We start from the raw sequence: 17745 nt of genomic DNA on the forward strand, positions 1-17745 counted from the left end.
AAGCGTAAGGAACGCAATCTCGGCCGTTTACGCTAGGAGGCGCATGTTATATGAAAATAACAGTATACCTAAGATTCAAGGCGGTAAGCTGGCTTTTCATGTTGGCTATTCTTGCGGTATGTGTTGGACAGCCTAGTTTTTTGCAGGCCGCTGATTACAAGGTATCAACAACTGAAATAGCGTATCCGGCCAAACAAATAGCCATAGAGTTCATGACTAAAGTTTACGCCGAACTCGGACACCAGTTAACCATAGAAGAATACCCACAAGGACGCGCACTCATTGAATCAAATGCGGGCCATGTCGATGGTGAATTGTTTCGCGTAGCGGGTATAAACAATGAATACAAAAATCTGATTCAAATCCCAGATCCGATATCTTTTTCCCGAATTTTTGCATATGTGAATAAAGACAGTAATCTTTCACCTAATAATTGGGCGGATTTAAAAGGTTTGCGCGTTGGATATGTTATGGGAGTAAAGGTTGTTGAGGCCAAACTAAAAGGAACAATGGCGGTTACTGTGAATAGGCCTGAGCAATTATTCTATATGCTAAAAAACAACCGGTTAGATGTGGCCATATATGTCGCTACCCGCGCAAAAATCCTGGAGGGTGTAATCCCGATTGAAACACCCTTGTTAAAAGTCCCTGTCTATCATTACATTCATAATAAGAACAAGCAGCTAGTTGCTCCATTGCAAGGTGTTATTCAACGCTTAACCGAGCAAGGGGAGTTAGCACGCATTATGTCTTCTTCCATGGTGGGCACCTATCCTAATTTGGAAACAAGAAAGTAATTTCTATTTATAAAATGAAGATTTATACATTTTATCCCTTATTACTAGAGTCATTGGTGTTCTCTGTTAAGTCAGAGGTGGCCGTATGTTATTGAATAAGTTTCCTCAGGGTATCGCTCGTAGCCTTATTATTGGGATAGTACTGTTCAGCTCATTAATAACGCTAGTTCTCACCGCTTTTCAATTGTATCGAGATTACCGGCATGATATTGGCTTCATCGAGACCCAATTTGAAGAAATTCAGAATGTTCATGTGCGCAGCATCGCTGATAGCCTTTGGGTAGCAGACCAGAGAAATTTGAAGACTCTCATTGATGGAATTTATAACCATCCAAACATGCAATACCTAGAAGTAAAGGACTATGACAAAACCTGGGTAGCGACGGGTCGTTATAAAACTGAGAATATGATTTCTCGCCAATATCCTTTAATGCACTTTCATCTCGGGCAGAATACAGAAATAGGTACATTGACCGTTGTCGTTAGTTTAGAGGGCGTTTATCAAAGACTAATTGATAAGGTTGTCTTAATTCTTATCAACAATGGTGTTAAAACTTTTTTAGTTGCAAGCTTCATCTTACTTTTTTTCCACTTTCTTGTTACTCGTCATTTGCTTCACATAGTCCAATACTTGCGTGCCCAAAAAGTTAATAAGACTGAGGTTCCATTAAAATTAAAGCGAACACAATCCGCAACAAAGTGCGCTGATGAACTGGATCTCTTAGTAGATGAGTTCAATCTGATGCGGCAAGACCTACATGGCACCATTAACCATTTGGAGAAAAGCGAAGAGAAGTTCAGAGCGCTATTTGAACAAGCAGGTGGTTATTGCATGATACTTGGTCCTAATACGCCTGATGGCATTCCCATAATCCTTGAGGCTAATGAGGCGGCTTGTACCGCGCATGGTTATACAAAAGAGGAATTTATTGGGCGGCCTGTCGCAGACATAGACGATGAGGAAGGAAAACGTTTGGTTAAAGCGCGGACGGCAGAAATTATGACGGGTGAACCATTCTACGCAGAGAATGAGCATGTGCGTAAAGATGGTACTCGGTTTTCTGTTTCTATTAACGCAAAACGTATTGATATTAGTGAAAACACCTCGCTTATTCTAACGACTGAATACGACATTACTAAGCGTAAACAATCAGAGCATGAATTGAAGCAGATGGCTGAAATGCTGCTAGAGAGTCAGCAGCGGTTAGATTTTGCACTGCGTCGTAGCCACATTGGTGGGTGGGAACTTGATTTGGTTGACCATAGTTCACACTGAACCTTGCAACATGATCAAATATTCGGTTATGAATCATTGCTACCAAACTGGACCTATGAGGTATTTCTTGAACATGTTGTCCCTGAAGACAGGGAAGGTGTAAACAGTAAATTTCATAAAGCCACGGAGACGAAAACAGATTGGGATTTTGAGTGCCGCATTCGTAGAAACGATGGCAAGACTCGCTGGATAGCCGCAATAGGTGGACATGAGCTTGATGTAGATGGGCATGCAAAGCGCTTAGTCGGCATAGTGCAAGATATCACTGAACGTAAACAAGCCGAGCAGAACTTGGTTGAAAGTGAACGACTTTACAGTGCTACTTTTGAGCAGGCTGCGGTTGGCATTGCACGGGTTAGTACTGAAGGGCAATGGTTAGATGTTAACCAAAAGCTCTGTGAGATTGTTGGCTACCCTCATGAGGAACTTCTGACCAAGACTTTTCAGAGTATCACCTATAAAGATGATCTAGACTCCGACGTGATGTTAGTAAAAGAGACACTTGCTGGTGCGCGTGATACCTACACAATGGATAAACGTTTCATCAGAATGTCAGGTGAGTTAATTTGGATTCGCCTCACCGTATCCCTGGTTCGTGCAGATGATGGAGCCCCTCTTTACTTTGTCTCGGTGATTGAAGACATTAACGAGCGAAAAAAGGCAGAGGAAAAGCTAAGGGAGGCAGCAGCAGTTTTTCGCAGTACCTCTGAAGGTGTGATGATAACCGATACAAAAGGGGCGATTCTCGATGTTAATGATGCGTTTACTAAGATTACAGGGTACTCGCGTGAAGAGGTGATCGGCCAAAACTCACGGATACTAAACTCTGGTCAGCAAGATAATCAATTCTACATCAACATGTGGAACCAGCTGAAAAAGCAGGGGCATTGGCACGGTGAAATTTGGAATCGCTCAAAGGATGATGCCATATACCCTGAGATACTGACGATAAACTCACTAAAGTCAGAAGAGGGAGAGGTAACAGGCTACGTTGGCGTGTTCTCTGATATTTCATCACTGAAGGCGACTGAAGATCGTTTGAGCTACTTGGCACACCACGATCCGTTAACCGATCTGCCAAACAGATTATTATTTAGAGCTCAACTCATACACAGCTTGGCTGTAGCAAAAAGACAAGAATGTAAAATCGGGGTCGTATTTCTCGATTTAGACCACTTCAAGAATATCAATGACACACTTGGGCACAGTGTGGGCGATCAATTACTGTTTGAAGCCGCTCAGCGAATGAAAGCTCATGTTCGGGAGGGGGATACCATCGGGCATATCAGTGGTGATGAGTTTTGCCTGATCATTGAAGGAATAAAAAATACAAAAGATACGGCGCCTCTTATTGAGAAGTTATCGCGAGTCTTTGATGAATCTTTTATTGTAAATGATAATATCTTGCACATTTCAGCAAGTATTGGTGTTGCTATATACCCAGACAACAGCAAAGACCCAGATGAGCTGTTGAGTTTTGCCGATGCAGCAATGTACGAAGCAAAAGAAGACGGACGAAACACATATCGTTTCTATAGCAAATTAATGACCGAACAAGCGCTTGATTATCACCTTATTCAAAATGGACTGAAAGATGCGTTAGAAAAGTCACAGTTTTTTTTGGTTTATCAGCCTCAGGTTGACCTCAATACCAACGTATTGATTGGCCTTGAAGTTTTAATACGCTGGCAACACCCTGAACAGGGCATGATTCCTCCCAGTAAATTCATACCTATCGCAGAACAAAGTGGTTTCATTCGGGAGCTTGGAGCTTGGATTCTGCAAACCGCGTGTATCCAAGGGAAAGTTTGGCTTGATGAAGGGCGTGAATTTGGTCGGATGTACGTTAACATCGCTGGACCGCAGTTACATGATGAAGGGTTTTTTGAACAGGTGCTGGTTTGCCTTTCTGATACGGGTTTTCCAGCTAACAAACTAGGCTTGGAGGTGACTGAAGGTTTTGTCATGGGGGCATCTAAACATGTTCTTGATACATTGCTGAAGCTTAGAAACCTTGGTATTCGGCTTGCGATTGACGATTTTGGAACGGGCTATTCTTCATTGAGTTACCTTAAGTCGTTGCCGATTGATAAGCTTAAGATAGATCAGTCATTCGTGCGTGATATCCCTGTGGACTCTGATGATATGGCGATTTCCGAAGCGGTGATTGTGATGGGGCATGCATTGAAAATGGAGGTGATAGCAGAAGGTGTAGAGCAAGAGGCTCAGGCAGAATTTCTTCGCAGTAAAGGATGCAAAGAAGCCCAAGGTTTCCTCTACTGTCGACCATTAACTGTTGAGGAGCTGGAACGCTGGATGAAAAGCGCTAGCTGATGACAAGCCCTTTTCAGTTGAAGCGTATGACCCGCACTTTCGCTGTCAGCGGCTTCGCTCATAAACACAGGCTGCCATTGTTGTGGCAGCGTCTGTTTTTTCTGTTTTCAATCCATCTACAACGCCTTGGTTATCTTCTTCTGTCTTATTCTGGCTAGTTTTCCAGGTTGCCTGAAAACTTGTTATTTCAATCTCAATTCCGATAATACCGCGCAGTTGACGAGAAATAAAATCATCTGGCGCATCTGAAACTTTCCACGGTTCTTTACGGCCGCCTTCCTTGCGATGGGTGAGTTCGGTTAAATGCGAAAGGATCCAGTCAGTATCATCGTGGAGTTTAATTTTTCCGCGCGCATGAACGACAATGTAATTCCAAGTAGGGACGACTTTTTCATGTTCTTTTTTTGATGGATACCATGTTGGGGTGATGTAATGATGGGGGCCTTGAAATATCACAAGTACTTCAATGGTTTCATCCAGTTTTTTTCCGATGGGGTTACCGCGACCCATATGCCCTCGCAGGTTTCCCAAGGTAGATAGTTCAGGGTGCATTATCAATGGAATATGATCAGCGACAATCTCTCCTTCTTGCATTGAAATTATGCTGGCAAAGGGGTGTGTACGTATCATTTCGTTTATGACTTCTATCCGGTCTTCACAGAAAACAGGAGGCTGGAACATTCTTTGTCCTCTCTTTAATTGTCAACTTTAAAGCTGGTTTAGTTCCAGAAGAGCTTTTCATTTGAATGAGTAGGCAGTCTCTGAATTTATGCAGAGTTTGTTGTAATATTGGTACTTATAGAAGATCCAATTAACTAAATAATGAACATACCAATATGGCATGGGATAAAACATTACTTTTTACGGTCGACAGGTCGAGAAGGACGCCAATATTTGAGCAAATATGCGAGGTAGTAAGGAAGTGGGCGCATACTGGTGGCTTAAAGCAAGGGGCAATGCTGCCCGCAACTCGGGTATTAGCTGAGGATCTTTGTGTATCTCGATCAACAGTTGTTTCTGCATACGAACAGCTAGTAGCTGAAGGGTATTTGGAAGGGCATAAAGGTGCGGGTTATAAAGTGTGTGCAATAGGGTCGGTGGAGTTACCACATGATCACATGCCTGAAAATATATCTAAAACAGAGAAAGCAGCATCACTTAGTGCGCTTATTCCTAGCCAGCCGGACATGCGTTTATTCCCTTATCGAAATTGGGCGAAAATCGTTGCCAGAGTATGTAGAACTAACCCAGAATCCATGTTGACCGGAGCAAGCTCCTTTGGCAATTTAGCACTTAGGCAAGCCATTGCGAATCATGTTCGGGAGTGGCGAGGCATTGAGGCATCCCCACAGCAAATTATTGTTACGGCGGGGGCCACTGATGCCCTGAATATTTGCTTTCATACCCTAGTTCAACCCGGTCAGGCAGTGGGCATTGAAGATCCCGGTTATAAACCAATACTGCGTTTTGTTACCCGTTTGGGCTTAGCGCCTGTCTTTTTGGAGGTTGACCAGAATGGGACTCGATTACCTAAAACACAGGCTCGTCCAGATATTGTGGTTCTCACTCCATCACATCAATATCCGCTCGGTGGCGTTATGTCGCCGCAGCGCCGCTGGGAGTACCTTGATTGGGCAAAAACTAACAACGCATGGGTTATAGAAGATGATTACGATAGCGAGTTCAGGTATTCAGGCCGCCCCATCCCTGCTATGGCGGGTTTTGATCATTTAAACCGTACAGTTTACATAGGAAGCTTCTCAAAGATTTTTTCTAATACGCTGAGGTTAGGATACATCATCGCCCCACACTCGTTAGTTGATCCTATCCGTCAGACCATGGACAGTTATGGATTAAAAGCGGGGCTAATGCCTCAGCAGGCACTCTCGGAGTTTATTCATTCAGGTGATTTTTATCGACACTTGAGACGGGTTCGCAGAATCTATAGTGAACGTCGAAAGTTTCTGGTTCAGGAGCTTTGTGAAAGATTTAGCCAATTCGGAACCGTCCAAGATCACCCAGCAGGTATGCAGTTGGTTTTTCACCTTAATACATCATTGAAAGATAAAGAAATATCAACACGGGCTAAACATGTTGGAATCTCTGTAGAGGCATTATCAGAGTCAACCATGGAGAATGATGACTACAACGGTTTTATTCTTGGGTTTTGTAGTTACACTCAGGATGAAATGCGCACTGTATTGGATAAATTATTTGAAGTGCTTTCTACGTAGCTTAATATTCTGAAATAAATTTGGCTTTTCTTGCCCTGAGCATGAATTAATACAAATAATTATCGATTACTTTTCGCACCACCTTCAATGCTTTTTCAAGTGTCTCTAATGTTACTGAACCCAGGGCTAAGCGGATCGCGTGTGGCACATGATTGGTGGTTGCAAATGGTTCTGCGGTTGAAACGGAAATATTTGAACGCATCAGTTCGATTACGATTAGGTCTGCTCGAATTTCCTCTGGTAAGGGAAGCCAAAGAAAATACGATGCCGGATGGCTAACGTAATCAAGCCCCTTGAGAATTTCTCTGGCCATTGATTGTCGGATCATTGCATCGTGACGTTTCTCTTGTTCCAACCGAGATACCGTCCCGTCTTCAATCCAGCGACAAGCCAATGCTGTCATTAGGCCGGGTGTATTCCACGTGGTTGCTCGGATTGTTCGTTCAATCATGGGTACCCAGTGCGAAGGTGAAGCAACAAATCCAAAACGAAGGCCGGTAGCGATACTTTTGGAAAGCCCAGAAACGTAAACCGTTGTTTCAGGAGCAAGTGCTGCCAGCGGAGCGGGCGGATTTTCTGCATGAAAGGCATATGCAGCATCCTCAATAATGAGCAAGCCGTATTTGCGTGCAATGTAAACCAGTTGTTTACGTTGCTCAATGTCCATTACCCACCCCATCGGATTGTGCAGTGTTGGCATGGCATAAACGGCCCTAACGCGTCTACTCTGGCATAGCTGCTCTAGCGCATCTAGATTTGGCCCTTGGTCTGTCAGTGGAATGGGTGCCAGTTCTAGTCTGTGTACTTCAGCGATAGCTTTAAAGCCTGGGTAAATCAGGGCATCAGTTGCCACCACATCACCCGGGCTCAGTAGAGCCATAACGGTGGTGGCCAGGCCATGCTGTGCCCCACTTACGATCAATACTTGATCCGCTTCAACAGAGAGCCCTCTAGACTCAAGGTGACGTGCAACGGTAGCTCGCTCATGCTTACGTCCAGCATGAGGTTGGTAGTGCAGCAGCGCTTCCAAGTCTCCTGAAGATGCGAGCTGGCGAAGGGCATCTCGCAACATGTCTGTCTGCTCAGGTAGTGAAGGAGAGTTGAAGTTGAGGTCGGCCATTCCCTCAGTGCTTGCTGGTTGGTCTATGCCATGTCCGGGAGATAGGGCTGTTTCTCTGACAAAGGTTCCCCGTCCAGCTTCGCCACTCACAAGCCCCATTACTTCTAGTTCAGCATAGACTCTAGATGCAGTTACTAAGGCAATACCTTCTTCGGTTGCTAGTTGTCTGTGAGTGGGTAATTGGGTGCCTGGCGGTAAATGCCCTGCTTGAATATGAGTAGCGAATTGATCGACCAGTCGTTTGTATCGTGCGCGGGCCATTCGGCATTGTATCCATGACAATAATTTTATTGTCATTATTCTAGGAGATACAATGCCTCATCGCAAACACGGTTAACTAAGGAAACAACTTTATGCATATTTCTATTCTGACCTTTGATGGTTTTAATGAACTGGATTCCCTCATCGCACTTGGCATCCTTAATAGAATTAAAAAACCAAATTGGCGCGTATCGATAGCCAGCCCTACTGCGCGAGTTGAATCGATGAACGGTGTTGTACTGGAGAGCCACGTGTCCCTTCATGAAGCAAGTTCTGCAGATGCTGTCATTATTGGCAGTGGTATGAAGACACGAGACGTAGTTGCAGACGAATCAATCATGGCTCAATTGCAACTTGATCCATCAAGACAGCTGTTGGGTGCTCAATGTTCCGGTACGCTTATATTGGCTAAACTCGGGTTGCTAAGTGGCGTTTCTGCTTGTACAGATCTAACAACAAAGCCTTGGGTACAAGAGGCGGGTGTTGATGTATTGAATCAAGCATTTTTTGCCCATGGTAATGTTGCGACAGCTGGCGGATGTATTTCGTCTCAATATCTTGCGGCGTGGATGATTGCTCGTTTGGAAGGTGTAGACGCGGCGAAAAGTGCTATCCATTACGTCGCCCCCGTTGGTGAAAAAGAAGAATACGTAGCGCTGGCGATGAAGAATATCAGCCCTTTTTTGTCGGATGATTTGGCTGTTGTTTAACTGAGAGCTTAAGCACGACAAGAACCCTATAGATTAGTAAAAAGCGGAGTAGATACAGCCTTACTTAAAAGGAGGCTGTCTTCGCTAATCAATTGGTAAATGCTTTTTACCGGTAGGTTAGAAAAATCTCAATTGTTGCGGTCTCCATGAAGATTTATTCTGGCTGTATTATCGTGCATAAATGCAGAAGATTACCTGATAAACATCTGGCATATGAGCGTTATGATTCACCGGTGCGTTTCGGTGTATGACCCGTGAAATATTTGTAAATTCTTGGAATCAACAACAATGAAAGTTATTAGTGAGTTATATATCAACGGTAAGTGGCAAACACCAACAGCTGACCATACGCTCACAGTTATTAATCCTGCAACGCAAGTACCTTGTGCAACGGTATCATTGAGCAACAAAGGAGATGTTGAATCAGCAATCCTTGCTGCACGGGAAGCCTTCAAAGGTTGGTCGATGACTCCTGCTAAAGATCGTGCGGTTTTAATGAATGCGGTTGCTGATGAGATGGAAAATCGTTATGACGATCTAGTTGATGCTCATGTGATGACGATGGGCTGCCCTAAAAAAATCACCGGTGCTTTTCATGTTGACTGCCCGATAGAAGCGATGCGTTACTACGCAAAACTTGCACTACAAATGGAAGAGGTCGAAGAGAAAGGGTCTGTCTTGATTTATAAAGAGGCAGTGGGTGTGTGTGCTTTTATCAATCCTTGGAATTATCCGCTGCATCAGTTGATTGGTAAGGTCGCCCCAGCATTGGCAGCTGGTTGTACGGTGGTCACTAAACCGGCAGAGCAGACTCCGCTTGCTGATTTAATTATGGCGGAAATTTTTCATAAGGTAGGGTTGCCAGCAGGCGTGTTTAATTTAGTGTTCGGTCATGGGAGTGAGATAGGGCCCATTTTGTCTGGGCACCCTCAAGTAGATATGGTGTCTTTTACCGGCTCAACCGTGGCAGGTATTGAAGTGGCTAAAGCGGCAGCTCCTACCGTTAAACGTGTTTGTCAGGAGCTAGGTGGAAAATCAGCTTATATCATCACTGAAGATGCGGATATTGCTGCTGCGGTTCGTTATGGTGTGGAAGATGTTATGGGAAACACTGGCCAGACATGTAATGCATTAACACGTATGTTGGTGCCCAGTCGTTGTTATCAGCAGGTGGCTGACTTAGCGATAAGTATTGCACAAGAACAAGTTGTTGGTGACCCTCTTAATGAGGCTACGACGATGGGCCCCATGTCGTCAAAACGTCAAAAAGAAGCGGTTTTAAAGTATATCCGCGAAGGTGTGGCTGAGGGTGCTCAGCTGCTGGTGGGCGGTACAGATATGCCAGGTGGAGTGGATAAAGGGTTCTATGTTAAGCCGACTATTTTCTCCAGAGTTACCTCTGATATGGTCATCGCACGAGAAGAAATTTTTGGCCCTGTGCTGTGCATCTTGACTTATGATTGCCTTCAAGAGGCAATCGATATTGCGAACGATAGTGAGTATGGTTTGTCATCTGGCGTTTTTGCTAAAGACAAAGTGAGCGCATTAAATATTGCTCGACAACTTCGGGCAGGTCAGTGTTATGTACAGGGTAGCTATTTCTCGATTGATGCTCCTTTTGGTGGTTATAAGCAGTCGGGTAATGGCCGGGAGTGGGGGGCTGAAGGGATGTCTGAGTATATAGAAACGAAAGCAGTGATTTGTGGGTGATTTTTCTTTGTTTAAAGGATGAATAAAGAACTACTGTGATTCAGCAGCAATAGTCTATTGCTACGTTGTGCTTCACATGTAAAAAATGACAATAATGGAGTGCATCAGGATGTCAAATATTGTATTGCTGGATTCGGGGTTGGAACTGCCGGTGAAGGGCGAAATGGCATATTTCAATTACTTTTGGTTACGAGATAGTTGTCCTACTTCGTGGGATAACAGTACGCAAGAACGTACCTTTGATATCCTTGAAGAGCCTGATGACCTGCGCCCTAACACTGTTCAGCTAACTGATGAGGTGTTAGAAATCGTGTGGAGTGATGGCCATCAAAGCAGTTATGACCTTCATTGGCTTGGACGTTGGTACAAAGGCGAAAACCATGGAGACTTGGCTATTCGTGCTCGTAAGCCTTGGTATGGCGATCACTATTTACAGATGGCTCGTTTTAGCTATGAAAATGTTGTGTCTAATCCTGCCAATGTAGCGAATTGGGCCGAAGCGATGTTGGATGATGGTATTGCTCTGATTCAAGGGATGCCGGATTCAGATGAAGGGCTGCAAACGCTGTGTGAACTATTCGGTACAGTGCGTCCTTCTTTTTCAGGCTATGTCTTCGACGTAAAATCAAAAGCGAATCCGGAAAATCTAGCATATACCAGTAAAGCGCTAGAGTTACATACAGACTTGCCTGCGGAAGAACTCGCTCCAGGCATTCAGTTTTTGCACTGCCGGATTAATGATGCTGAGGGCGGTAACAGCCTGTTTGTTGATGCCACAGCCGTCGCTAACGCATTGAAAGAGTGCTACCCACATTACTTTAAAATACTTACAGAATACGAAGTGCCTTACCGCTACACCACTTGTTATCAGGATGTACGCACAAAACAACGGATCATCGAATTGGATCCTAATAATGGTGAGGTTAGCGGGATTAATCATAGCCAGCATCTTGCCGATGTCTTTGATTTTCCTCAGCGTGACATGGATAGTTTTTATCCTGCTTTTCGAAAATTTGGGCAGATGCTACAAGACCCACAATACCTGATGACCTTTCGTCTCAATGCGGGGGAATGTATCGTGTTCGATAACCATCGTATAGCACACGGCCGGGCTGCTTTTATGGAAGGCAGTGGTGATAGGCATCTACGAGGCTGTTATGTGGACCGTGGTGAGCTTCGAAGTACTTATCGTGTTTTACGTGCTAGGTACCCTGAAGCAAATGGAGCAACATCGCTTCATTCATCATCACAAATCAACGTTTACTGAGGCAAAGTTCGATGCAAACCGAACATGAGATACGAATCGATTTAGCGGCTGCTTTTCGGTTGATTTATGAAATGGATATGCATGAATCGGTAGCTAACCACCTGAGTGCCGCGGTTTCACAGGACGGTAAGCAGTTTCTAATGAATCGTCGCTGGATGCACTTTTCAAATGTTACTGCGAGTAGCCTTCAACTGCTCAATAGCGAAGACGACAGCATTATGCAAAGCAATGAGGCTCCAGACCCTTCTGCGTGGTGTATTCATGGGAATGTACATAGATCTTTACCAGAAGCTCGTGTCATTCTGCACGTGCATTCTACTTATGCCACGGCATTGTCGGTCCTGAAAGACCCACGAATATTACCGCTCGATAACAATACCGCGCGGTTCTACGAGCGTATTGCTTATGATACTGATTTTGGCGGCATTGCTTCCAGTGATGAAGAAGGCAAGCGCATAGGGGATTCTTTTACAGGTAAAAAGGCATTGATGATGGGTAACCACGGGGTTACCGTCTTAGGTGAATCGGTAGCTGAAGCTTTTGAGGATCTGTACTATTTGGAAAAAGCGTGTAAGACAATGGTATTGGCTTATTCAACAGGCCAACCTCTTAATGTTCTGCCTCATACGTTAGCTCGGGAGACGGCCGCAAGTTGGGATGAGTTTCGTGGTCAGTCTGATGCCCACTTTGAGCAATTGAAAGAAATGCTCACTAAAAAGGATTGCTCCTATAGAGAGTAGTAGGCCTTAATAGTGATTGAGCCTAGCAAAGGCTCTTTCTTTTAATAGCCCGCAATCTAGCTTTTGCTCGTCTCCATCGAAAGCCAATTGATGAAGGTAACCACGCGCTCATCATTACAGATATCCTTACGACATACTACGCCCCATTCCCCCAATCCATCGACAATGTAATCGACGGGCTGTATCAAACGGCCTGACTTTAAATCATCATCTGCAGAGACGCCATTCACGAGAGCGACCCCCTCACCTTTTAATGCCATTTCAAGAGCAATAGCAAGGGTATCGACAATAATCGAATTAGTCTTTTCGCATGGGCTAGCATTGGTGGCTTTAAACCAGTCATCCCAACTCCAAACCTCGGAATAAACCGTTATCAAAGGGTAGTTCAGAAGGTCTTCTGGCTGAAGCTGTCCTTCCTTGCCTTGAGTTAACAACGGACTGCAAACGGGAAATAGTTTCGATTCGAACAGCTTGCTCCAATGGAGATGGGGTTGCACAGGTTTATCTCGAAAGATAAAACCGATGTCTGCATCTGCTTCGTTAAAATCCCAGCCACTGCTGCATGTCATGAGATGTAGTCTGATGTTTGGGTGATCTTTTCTGAACTGTGATAGGCGAGGTGCTAACCAGCGAATCGAAGTGGTCACATACACTTGGATGCGTAACGGTTGTGACCTTGTTGCTCGTCGAACGGCTTCAGTGCCATCGATGAGCTTTTCGAGTGCTTCTCGTACATAAGGATAAAAAAGTTTGCCTTCAGTTGTTAGAATGACGTTGCGTCCATCACGGGCAAAAAGTTTTGTGCCAAGGCTCTCCTCCAGTGATTGAATCTGATGGGTGATGGCTGGGTGGGTCAGACTCAATTCTTCGGCAGCTCCACGGACACTTTGTAATCTAGCGGCAGTCTCGAAACCCTTTAACGCTTTTAGCGGTGGGAGCTTACGTAAATTGATAGTGTCTGACATGGCTGTAAGGCTCTTAGTAAAAAGTTTGTGACAGTAAAATAATGGGCTTAACGCTACTACCGCTACCGAAAAAATGAAACGAAAAATTCGATCATTTTTTTACCAATAGTGAAAAAATGTTCAATTGTTACTCATTACCTCTGCGAATAAGCTTGTGCTGAAGGTCGGTAATATCGTGAACGTTACAGGCCAGTATTGAAAGTTTTTGTTTTAATATCAGCGTGATATCACTGTGCTGGTTAGTCGTGATTCATCAATTATTCGAAACACGCATGATGAGGATTAAGTATGAGAATTGGATTTATCGGCCTAGGAAATGTCGGCGGTAAACTGGCAGGAAGCCTACTACGTAACGGTTACAACTTAACAGTTTTGGATCTTGATCGTAACGTGGCACAACCCTTTATTGATAAGGGAGCATCCTGGATTGATACGCCTAAGACGATGGCAGGAGCGGTCGATTTAATCTTCACTTGTTTGCCGTCTCCCACGGCTTGTTCGCATGTCATGGAAGCGGAAGATGGTGTCATTGCAGGACTTTCGGCGGGCAAAATTTGGCTGGAGATGAGCACTACTGATGAATCTGAAGTGCGTCGGTTGGCAGCGTTAGTTGAAGCGACAGGGGCATCGGCACTGGAAACACCGGTTTCTGGTGGTTGTCATCGGGCAGCCACCGGTAATATTTCTATTTTTGCAGGGGGGAGCCGGGAAGCGTTTGAAAAGGTGTTGCCGCTACTGACAACACTTGGTAGGCGAGTGTTACATACCGGCCCGGTGGGTTCTGCTTCAGTCCTTAAAGTGGTCACCAATTATTTGGCTACGGCTAATTTGTGCGCAATTACTGAGGCGCTCACTGTCGCCAAGAAAGCGGGTATGGACCTTAATACCACTTATGAGGCGATCCGTATTTCTTCGGGAAACTCTTTTGTGCATGAAACAGAATCACAGGTCATTCTTAATGGTAGCCGTGATATTAGCTTCACAATGGATTTGGTGAATAAGGATGTTGGCTTGTTTGATGCGCTAGGTAAGCGTCTTGGTGTTCCTCTTGAGATGTCTCCTTTGGTTTTAGATATCTTTAAGGATGGCCAAGAGCGTTACGGTGCACGCGAGTGGTCTCCAAACATCATTAGGCGTTTAGAAGAAGCCTGTGATGTACAGGTACTTGCTCCAGGATTCCCCGCTGAAATGCTCGATTCTGAACCAGAAGAGCCAGGTGCAGAAATCATTCCCAAAGGATTGCCTGTATAACTAAACGGCCTTAAGTGCATTTTTTCTGTAGTATGAATGGTGATACCAGTCTATTGAGAGAGGCTTCCAAAGAGTAACTATTGGCTGGAAGCCTTTGCTTTTAATGCTCGCCCTTAAAAACGACTTAGGCTGTAAGGTGCAAGGTCGTATGTAGGCTCTCTACTTAGATACAGCTGAGTTATCAGCTGTGCTGTGAGTGCTGCCTGAGTTAACCCCAAGTGTTGATGACCAAATGCTAATAATACTTCTCCTTTAGGGCCAGTACGGTCAATCACCGGAAGAGAATCTGGCAACGATGGTCTGCGTCCCATCCATGGTTTGGAGCCTTCAGTATTTAAAGGGCGATCAAATAGAGCCTGAGCATGTTGCTGCAACATCATTGCACGTTTCATGTTGGCTTCCCGTTCAAGGCCTGCGAACTCGACGGTACCCGCCAGCCGTAGGCCTCCCTGCATTGGCGTCATAATAAATCGGCGTTCGGCAGAAGAGATTGCCACAGGTAGAATGTCCAACTCATTAGGTAGCATCAAGTGGTAGCCACGTTCAGTTTCCAGCGGTACTTTTACTCCAGTTAATGCTTGCACCAGAGGTTTGGCGTACGCGCCATTAGCAATCAGTACACGCTTACAGAGCAACGTGCCGTCAGTGGTTTCGAGCTCAACGCCTGCTTCGGTTAAGCGACCTCCGGTTACATCTGTTTGTGAATAGGCCATGCCTTGTTGTTGGGCAGCCTCAAACAGAGCGTCGACTAATTTAAGCGGATCCGTGACGTGGGCTGTTGCGGGGAACTCCAGCGCACCCAATAAGCGCTTACTTACTGCGGGTGCCTGTTCATGCAGCTCTGCTTCATTAAGATGTGCCACGGGGACATCGTAAGCGCTGAGTTTTTCTATATGTTTAAGTAAGCTGGCTTTGGTTTCAGGTTTTTCATAGACCAGCAGGGAACCTTTTTCCTGGAGTAGGTCACTACGGTTTATTGATTCAAGCAGGTCGCGCCATACTGTCAGGCTGGCACGGTTTAATGTTGATAGTGCGTCTGCACTGTGCTTGTTTGCTTTTGGCCGCATATTGTTGACAAGTTGAAGCATCCAGGGGGTAATTTGAGGCAGGTATCTCCAATCGACACTTAATGGGCCAAGCGGATCAAACAACATTTTTGGCAACTGTAAAAGCATCTCGGTTGATGCCAGAGGGAATACCTGTTCGGTGGCTATATGCCCGGCATTTCCTGAAGATGCCCCTGCACCGGGGGCTTCCCGATCCAATAACAATACACTTTGTCCCGCTTGTTGCAAAGCAAGTGCACAGCTGGTGCCAATGATGCCTCCACCGACCACAATAATGTCTTGTGTCATAGTTTTCATAGCGCTTTCTCAGTTACTGGATGAATGTGAAATCACTTTGGTCTGATTAAAGTGTGATAAGAGATATTCCGGTTAATTCTATTTTACTTGTTGTTCTAGCAACAGGTCGTGTATAGCTTGACCGGCTTCTAATATGTGTTTTCTCAGCAAAGCAGAAGCGCTTTTAATATCCTGTTTGATGCATAGACCAAGGATGTCGCTGTGTTCCTGATCTGCTTTATCGATACCTGTCGTGAACAATAATTGCATCCGAATATAGCGATCAGATTTAAAGTTAAGTACTTCGATAATGTCCAACGCCATAGGCATATTAGCAGGGCGATAAAGAGCAACATGAAAGGCGTAGTTGAGCTCACTCCAATCCTGAACGCGAGTGCCGCTTTTAACCGCTTCTTCAAATGCATGAAGAATTTCACGGCTGGTGGTGAAATCCTGCTCGGTCATATTTGGAATGGCCTTTTCTAAAACATGGCATTCAACTAACGCGCGGAGTTCGAATAAATCATGAATTTTGCTCGGTGATAGCTCGGTTGCAGTTGCTCCTTTATGGGCTTCAAAACTAACGAGCCCTTGTGCTTGGAGTTGCAGTAATGCTTCACGAACAGGAATTCGGCTGACATTATATTCTTTGGCTATGGCGTCCTGACGCAATGCTTCTCCGGCGATAATTTGTCCAGACAAAATCTTGCTTCTTAAATTATCGGCAACCATTTCAGTACGCGTTTTATAAACGAATTTGGTTTTTTTACTCTGTTGCATGAAGTCTGTATCTCAAAGGTAAGACTCGTGACATAAGGACGGTCTATTTAGGCTTTACAACAGATAATTACAAAGCCCGAAACAAAGTACATTGATTGCCAGACTTGAGTTCAAGTCTGGCTGAAAGCGTTTTTATTCGACTTCAAAGCCGTGGGCGTATGGGTCTTCACTGTCGACCCAAATAGTATTGTGCCCGTAAACACGGGCCCAACCCTGTACGCTCGGCATAATGGCGTCGTGCTCTCCGACAACAGTGGCCGCTTCAATACGGCCTTCAAAAATACTACCTATAATGCTTTCATGGACAAAGTCATCACCTATATTGAGCTTTCCTTTCGCAGCCCACTGGGCCATTCGGGCGCTGGTTCCGGTACCGCAGGGTGATCGGTCTATAGCGCGGCTACCGTAGAACACCGCATTGCGGGCATGGGCATTGGGTTGTGTCGGCGTGCCGGTCCACAAGACATGGGATACCCCGGATACCGTTGGGTCATCAGGGTGTATACAGTCGACTGCATTATCAACGATGCGGCGCACAATTGGGCTCAGGTGCAGAATATGATCGACACTGAAATGCTCAAGTCCGGCGAAGTTTTTTTGAGGATCTACGATGGCGTAAAAATTTCCACCGTAGGATATATCGACGACTAGCTCTCCCATTTCGGGAATGTTAACTACTATTTCTGAATGTGCCAGATAGGATGCGACATTGAATATTCTGACTTTTTCTACCTTGGCACCGTTTTGCTGATATTCAATACGAATTTTTCCTGCAGGCACATCAAGTGTCAATTGACCAGGAATACGAGGTCGTATAATGGCGTTTTCTATTGCCGCAGTTACCGTGCCTATTGTGCCGTGACCACACATGGGTAGGCAGCCACTTGTTTCGATAAAGAGCACTGATGCATCCGCATCTTCTGAGCAGGGAGGGTATACGATAGCACCAGACATCAT

The 17745-nt window shown here is 45.0% G+C and carries 15 protein-coding genes; 9 read left to right on the forward strand and 6 right to left on the reverse strand.

All coding sequences use genetic code 11. The features are described from left to right. Window positions 1–50: 50 nt before the first annotated feature. From QZZ55_RS15000 to QZZ55_RS15010, 3 genes are all read left to right on the forward strand, one after another. Window positions 51–797, forward strand: a complete 747-nt coding sequence (locus QZZ55_RS15000; RefSeq protein ID WP_293268192.1) for a transporter substrate-binding domain-containing protein — start codon at window positions 51–53, stop codon at window positions 795–797. Between the two features lie 85 nt (window positions 798–882). Continuing rightward, window positions 883–2073: a PAS domain S-box protein gene (locus QZZ55_RS15005; RefSeq protein WP_293268194.1), complete on the forward strand. Its 1191-nt coding sequence runs from the start codon at window positions 883–885 to the stop codon at window positions 2071–2073. A 3-nt stretch (window positions 2074–2076) separates the two neighbouring features. Next, window positions 2077–4407 (forward strand): EAL domain-containing protein, encoded by a 2331-nt coding sequence (locus tag QZZ55_RS15010; protein ID WP_293268195.1) that lies wholly within the window; start codon window positions 2077–2079, stop codon window positions 4405–4407. Window positions 4408–4452: 45 nt separating this feature from the next. Here the strand turns inward: QZZ55_RS15010 and QZZ55_RS15015 are convergent, their stop codons facing one another. After that, window positions 4453–5088, reverse strand: a complete 636-nt coding sequence (locus tag QZZ55_RS15015) for an FMN-binding negative transcriptional regulator (RefSeq protein WP_293268197.1) — start codon at window positions 5086–5088, stop codon at window positions 4453–4455. Window positions 5089–5243: 155 nt separating this feature from the next. On the opposite strand from QZZ55_RS15015, the gene QZZ55_RS15020 reads away from it, so the two are divergent. After that, the gene (locus QZZ55_RS15020) at window positions 5244–6641 is read left to right on the forward strand and encodes a PLP-dependent aminotransferase family protein (RefSeq protein ID WP_293268198.1); all 1398 of its coding nucleotides are present in this window, start codon (window positions 5244–5246) and stop codon (window positions 6639–6641) included. Window positions 6642–6687: 46 nt separating this feature from the next. Here the strand turns inward: QZZ55_RS15020 and QZZ55_RS15025 are convergent, their stop codons facing one another. Beyond that, window positions 6688–8022, reverse strand: coding sequence for a PLP-dependent aminotransferase family protein (locus QZZ55_RS15025; RefSeq protein WP_293268199.1), 1335 nt, complete (start codon window positions 8020–8022; stop codon window positions 6688–6690). Window positions 8023–8114: 92 nt separating this feature from the next. On the opposite strand from QZZ55_RS15025, the gene QZZ55_RS15030 reads away from it, so the two are divergent. From QZZ55_RS15030 to QZZ55_RS15045, 4 genes are all read left to right on the forward strand, one after another. Next, on the forward strand, window positions 8115–8732 hold the full coding sequence (locus tag QZZ55_RS15030; RefSeq protein WP_293268200.1) for a DJ-1/PfpI family protein: 618 nt from the start codon (window positions 8115–8117) through the stop codon (window positions 8730–8732). 288 nt (window positions 8733–9020) lie between these two features. Further along, on the forward strand, window positions 9021–10442 hold the full coding sequence (locus QZZ55_RS15035) for an aldehyde dehydrogenase family protein (protein ID WP_293268201.1): 1422 nt from the start codon (window positions 9021–9023) through the stop codon (window positions 10440–10442). 109 nt (window positions 10443–10551) lie between these two features. After that, window positions 10552–11709 (forward strand): TauD/TfdA family dioxygenase, encoded by a 1158-nt coding sequence (locus QZZ55_RS15040; protein ID WP_293268202.1) that lies wholly within the window; start codon window positions 10552–10554, stop codon window positions 11707–11709. A gap of 11 nt (window positions 11710–11720) precedes the next feature. Then, the gene (locus QZZ55_RS15045) at window positions 11721–12449 is read left to right on the forward strand and encodes a class II aldolase/adducin family protein (protein ID WP_293268204.1); all 729 of its coding nucleotides are present in this window, start codon (window positions 11721–11723) and stop codon (window positions 12447–12449) included. A gap of 56 nt (window positions 12450–12505) precedes the next feature. Here QZZ55_RS15045 and QZZ55_RS15050 read toward each other — a convergent pair whose 3' ends face one another. After that, window positions 12506–13414, reverse strand: coding sequence for a LysR substrate-binding domain-containing protein (locus QZZ55_RS15050; protein ID WP_293268205.1), 909 nt, complete (start codon window positions 13412–13414; stop codon window positions 12506–12508). A 288-nt stretch (window positions 13415–13702) separates the two neighbouring features. Here QZZ55_RS15050 and QZZ55_RS15055 point away from each other — a divergent pair, with 288 nt between their 5' ends. Beyond that, the gene (locus QZZ55_RS15055) at window positions 13703–14665 is read left to right on the forward strand and encodes an NAD(P)-dependent oxidoreductase (RefSeq protein ID WP_293268206.1); all 963 of its coding nucleotides are present in this window, start codon (window positions 13703–13705) and stop codon (window positions 14663–14665) included. Between the two features lie 113 nt (window positions 14666–14778). On the opposite strand, the gene QZZ55_RS15060 is transcribed toward QZZ55_RS15055, so the two are convergent. The 3 genes from QZZ55_RS15060 to QZZ55_RS15070 all read right to left on the reverse strand — a co-directional run. Beyond that, window positions 14779–16029, reverse strand: coding sequence for an FAD-dependent oxidoreductase (locus QZZ55_RS15060; protein WP_293268207.1), 1251 nt, complete (start codon window positions 16027–16029; stop codon window positions 14779–14781). 78 nt (window positions 16030–16107) lie between these two features. Then, window positions 16108–16788: a GntR family transcriptional regulator gene (locus QZZ55_RS15065; RefSeq protein ID WP_293268208.1), complete on the reverse strand. Its 681-nt coding sequence runs from the start codon at window positions 16786–16788 to the stop codon at window positions 16108–16110. Between the two features lie 132 nt (window positions 16789–16920). Beyond that, window positions 16921–17745, reverse strand: an 825-nt coding sequence (locus QZZ55_RS15070; protein WP_293268209.1) for a 4-hydroxyproline epimerase, incomplete at its 5' end; no start/stop codon positions are given.

The organism is Neptunomonas sp. (assembly GCF_016744175.1).
Lineage (GTDB): Bacteria > Pseudomonadota > Gammaproteobacteria > Pseudomonadales > Balneatricaceae > Neptunomonas.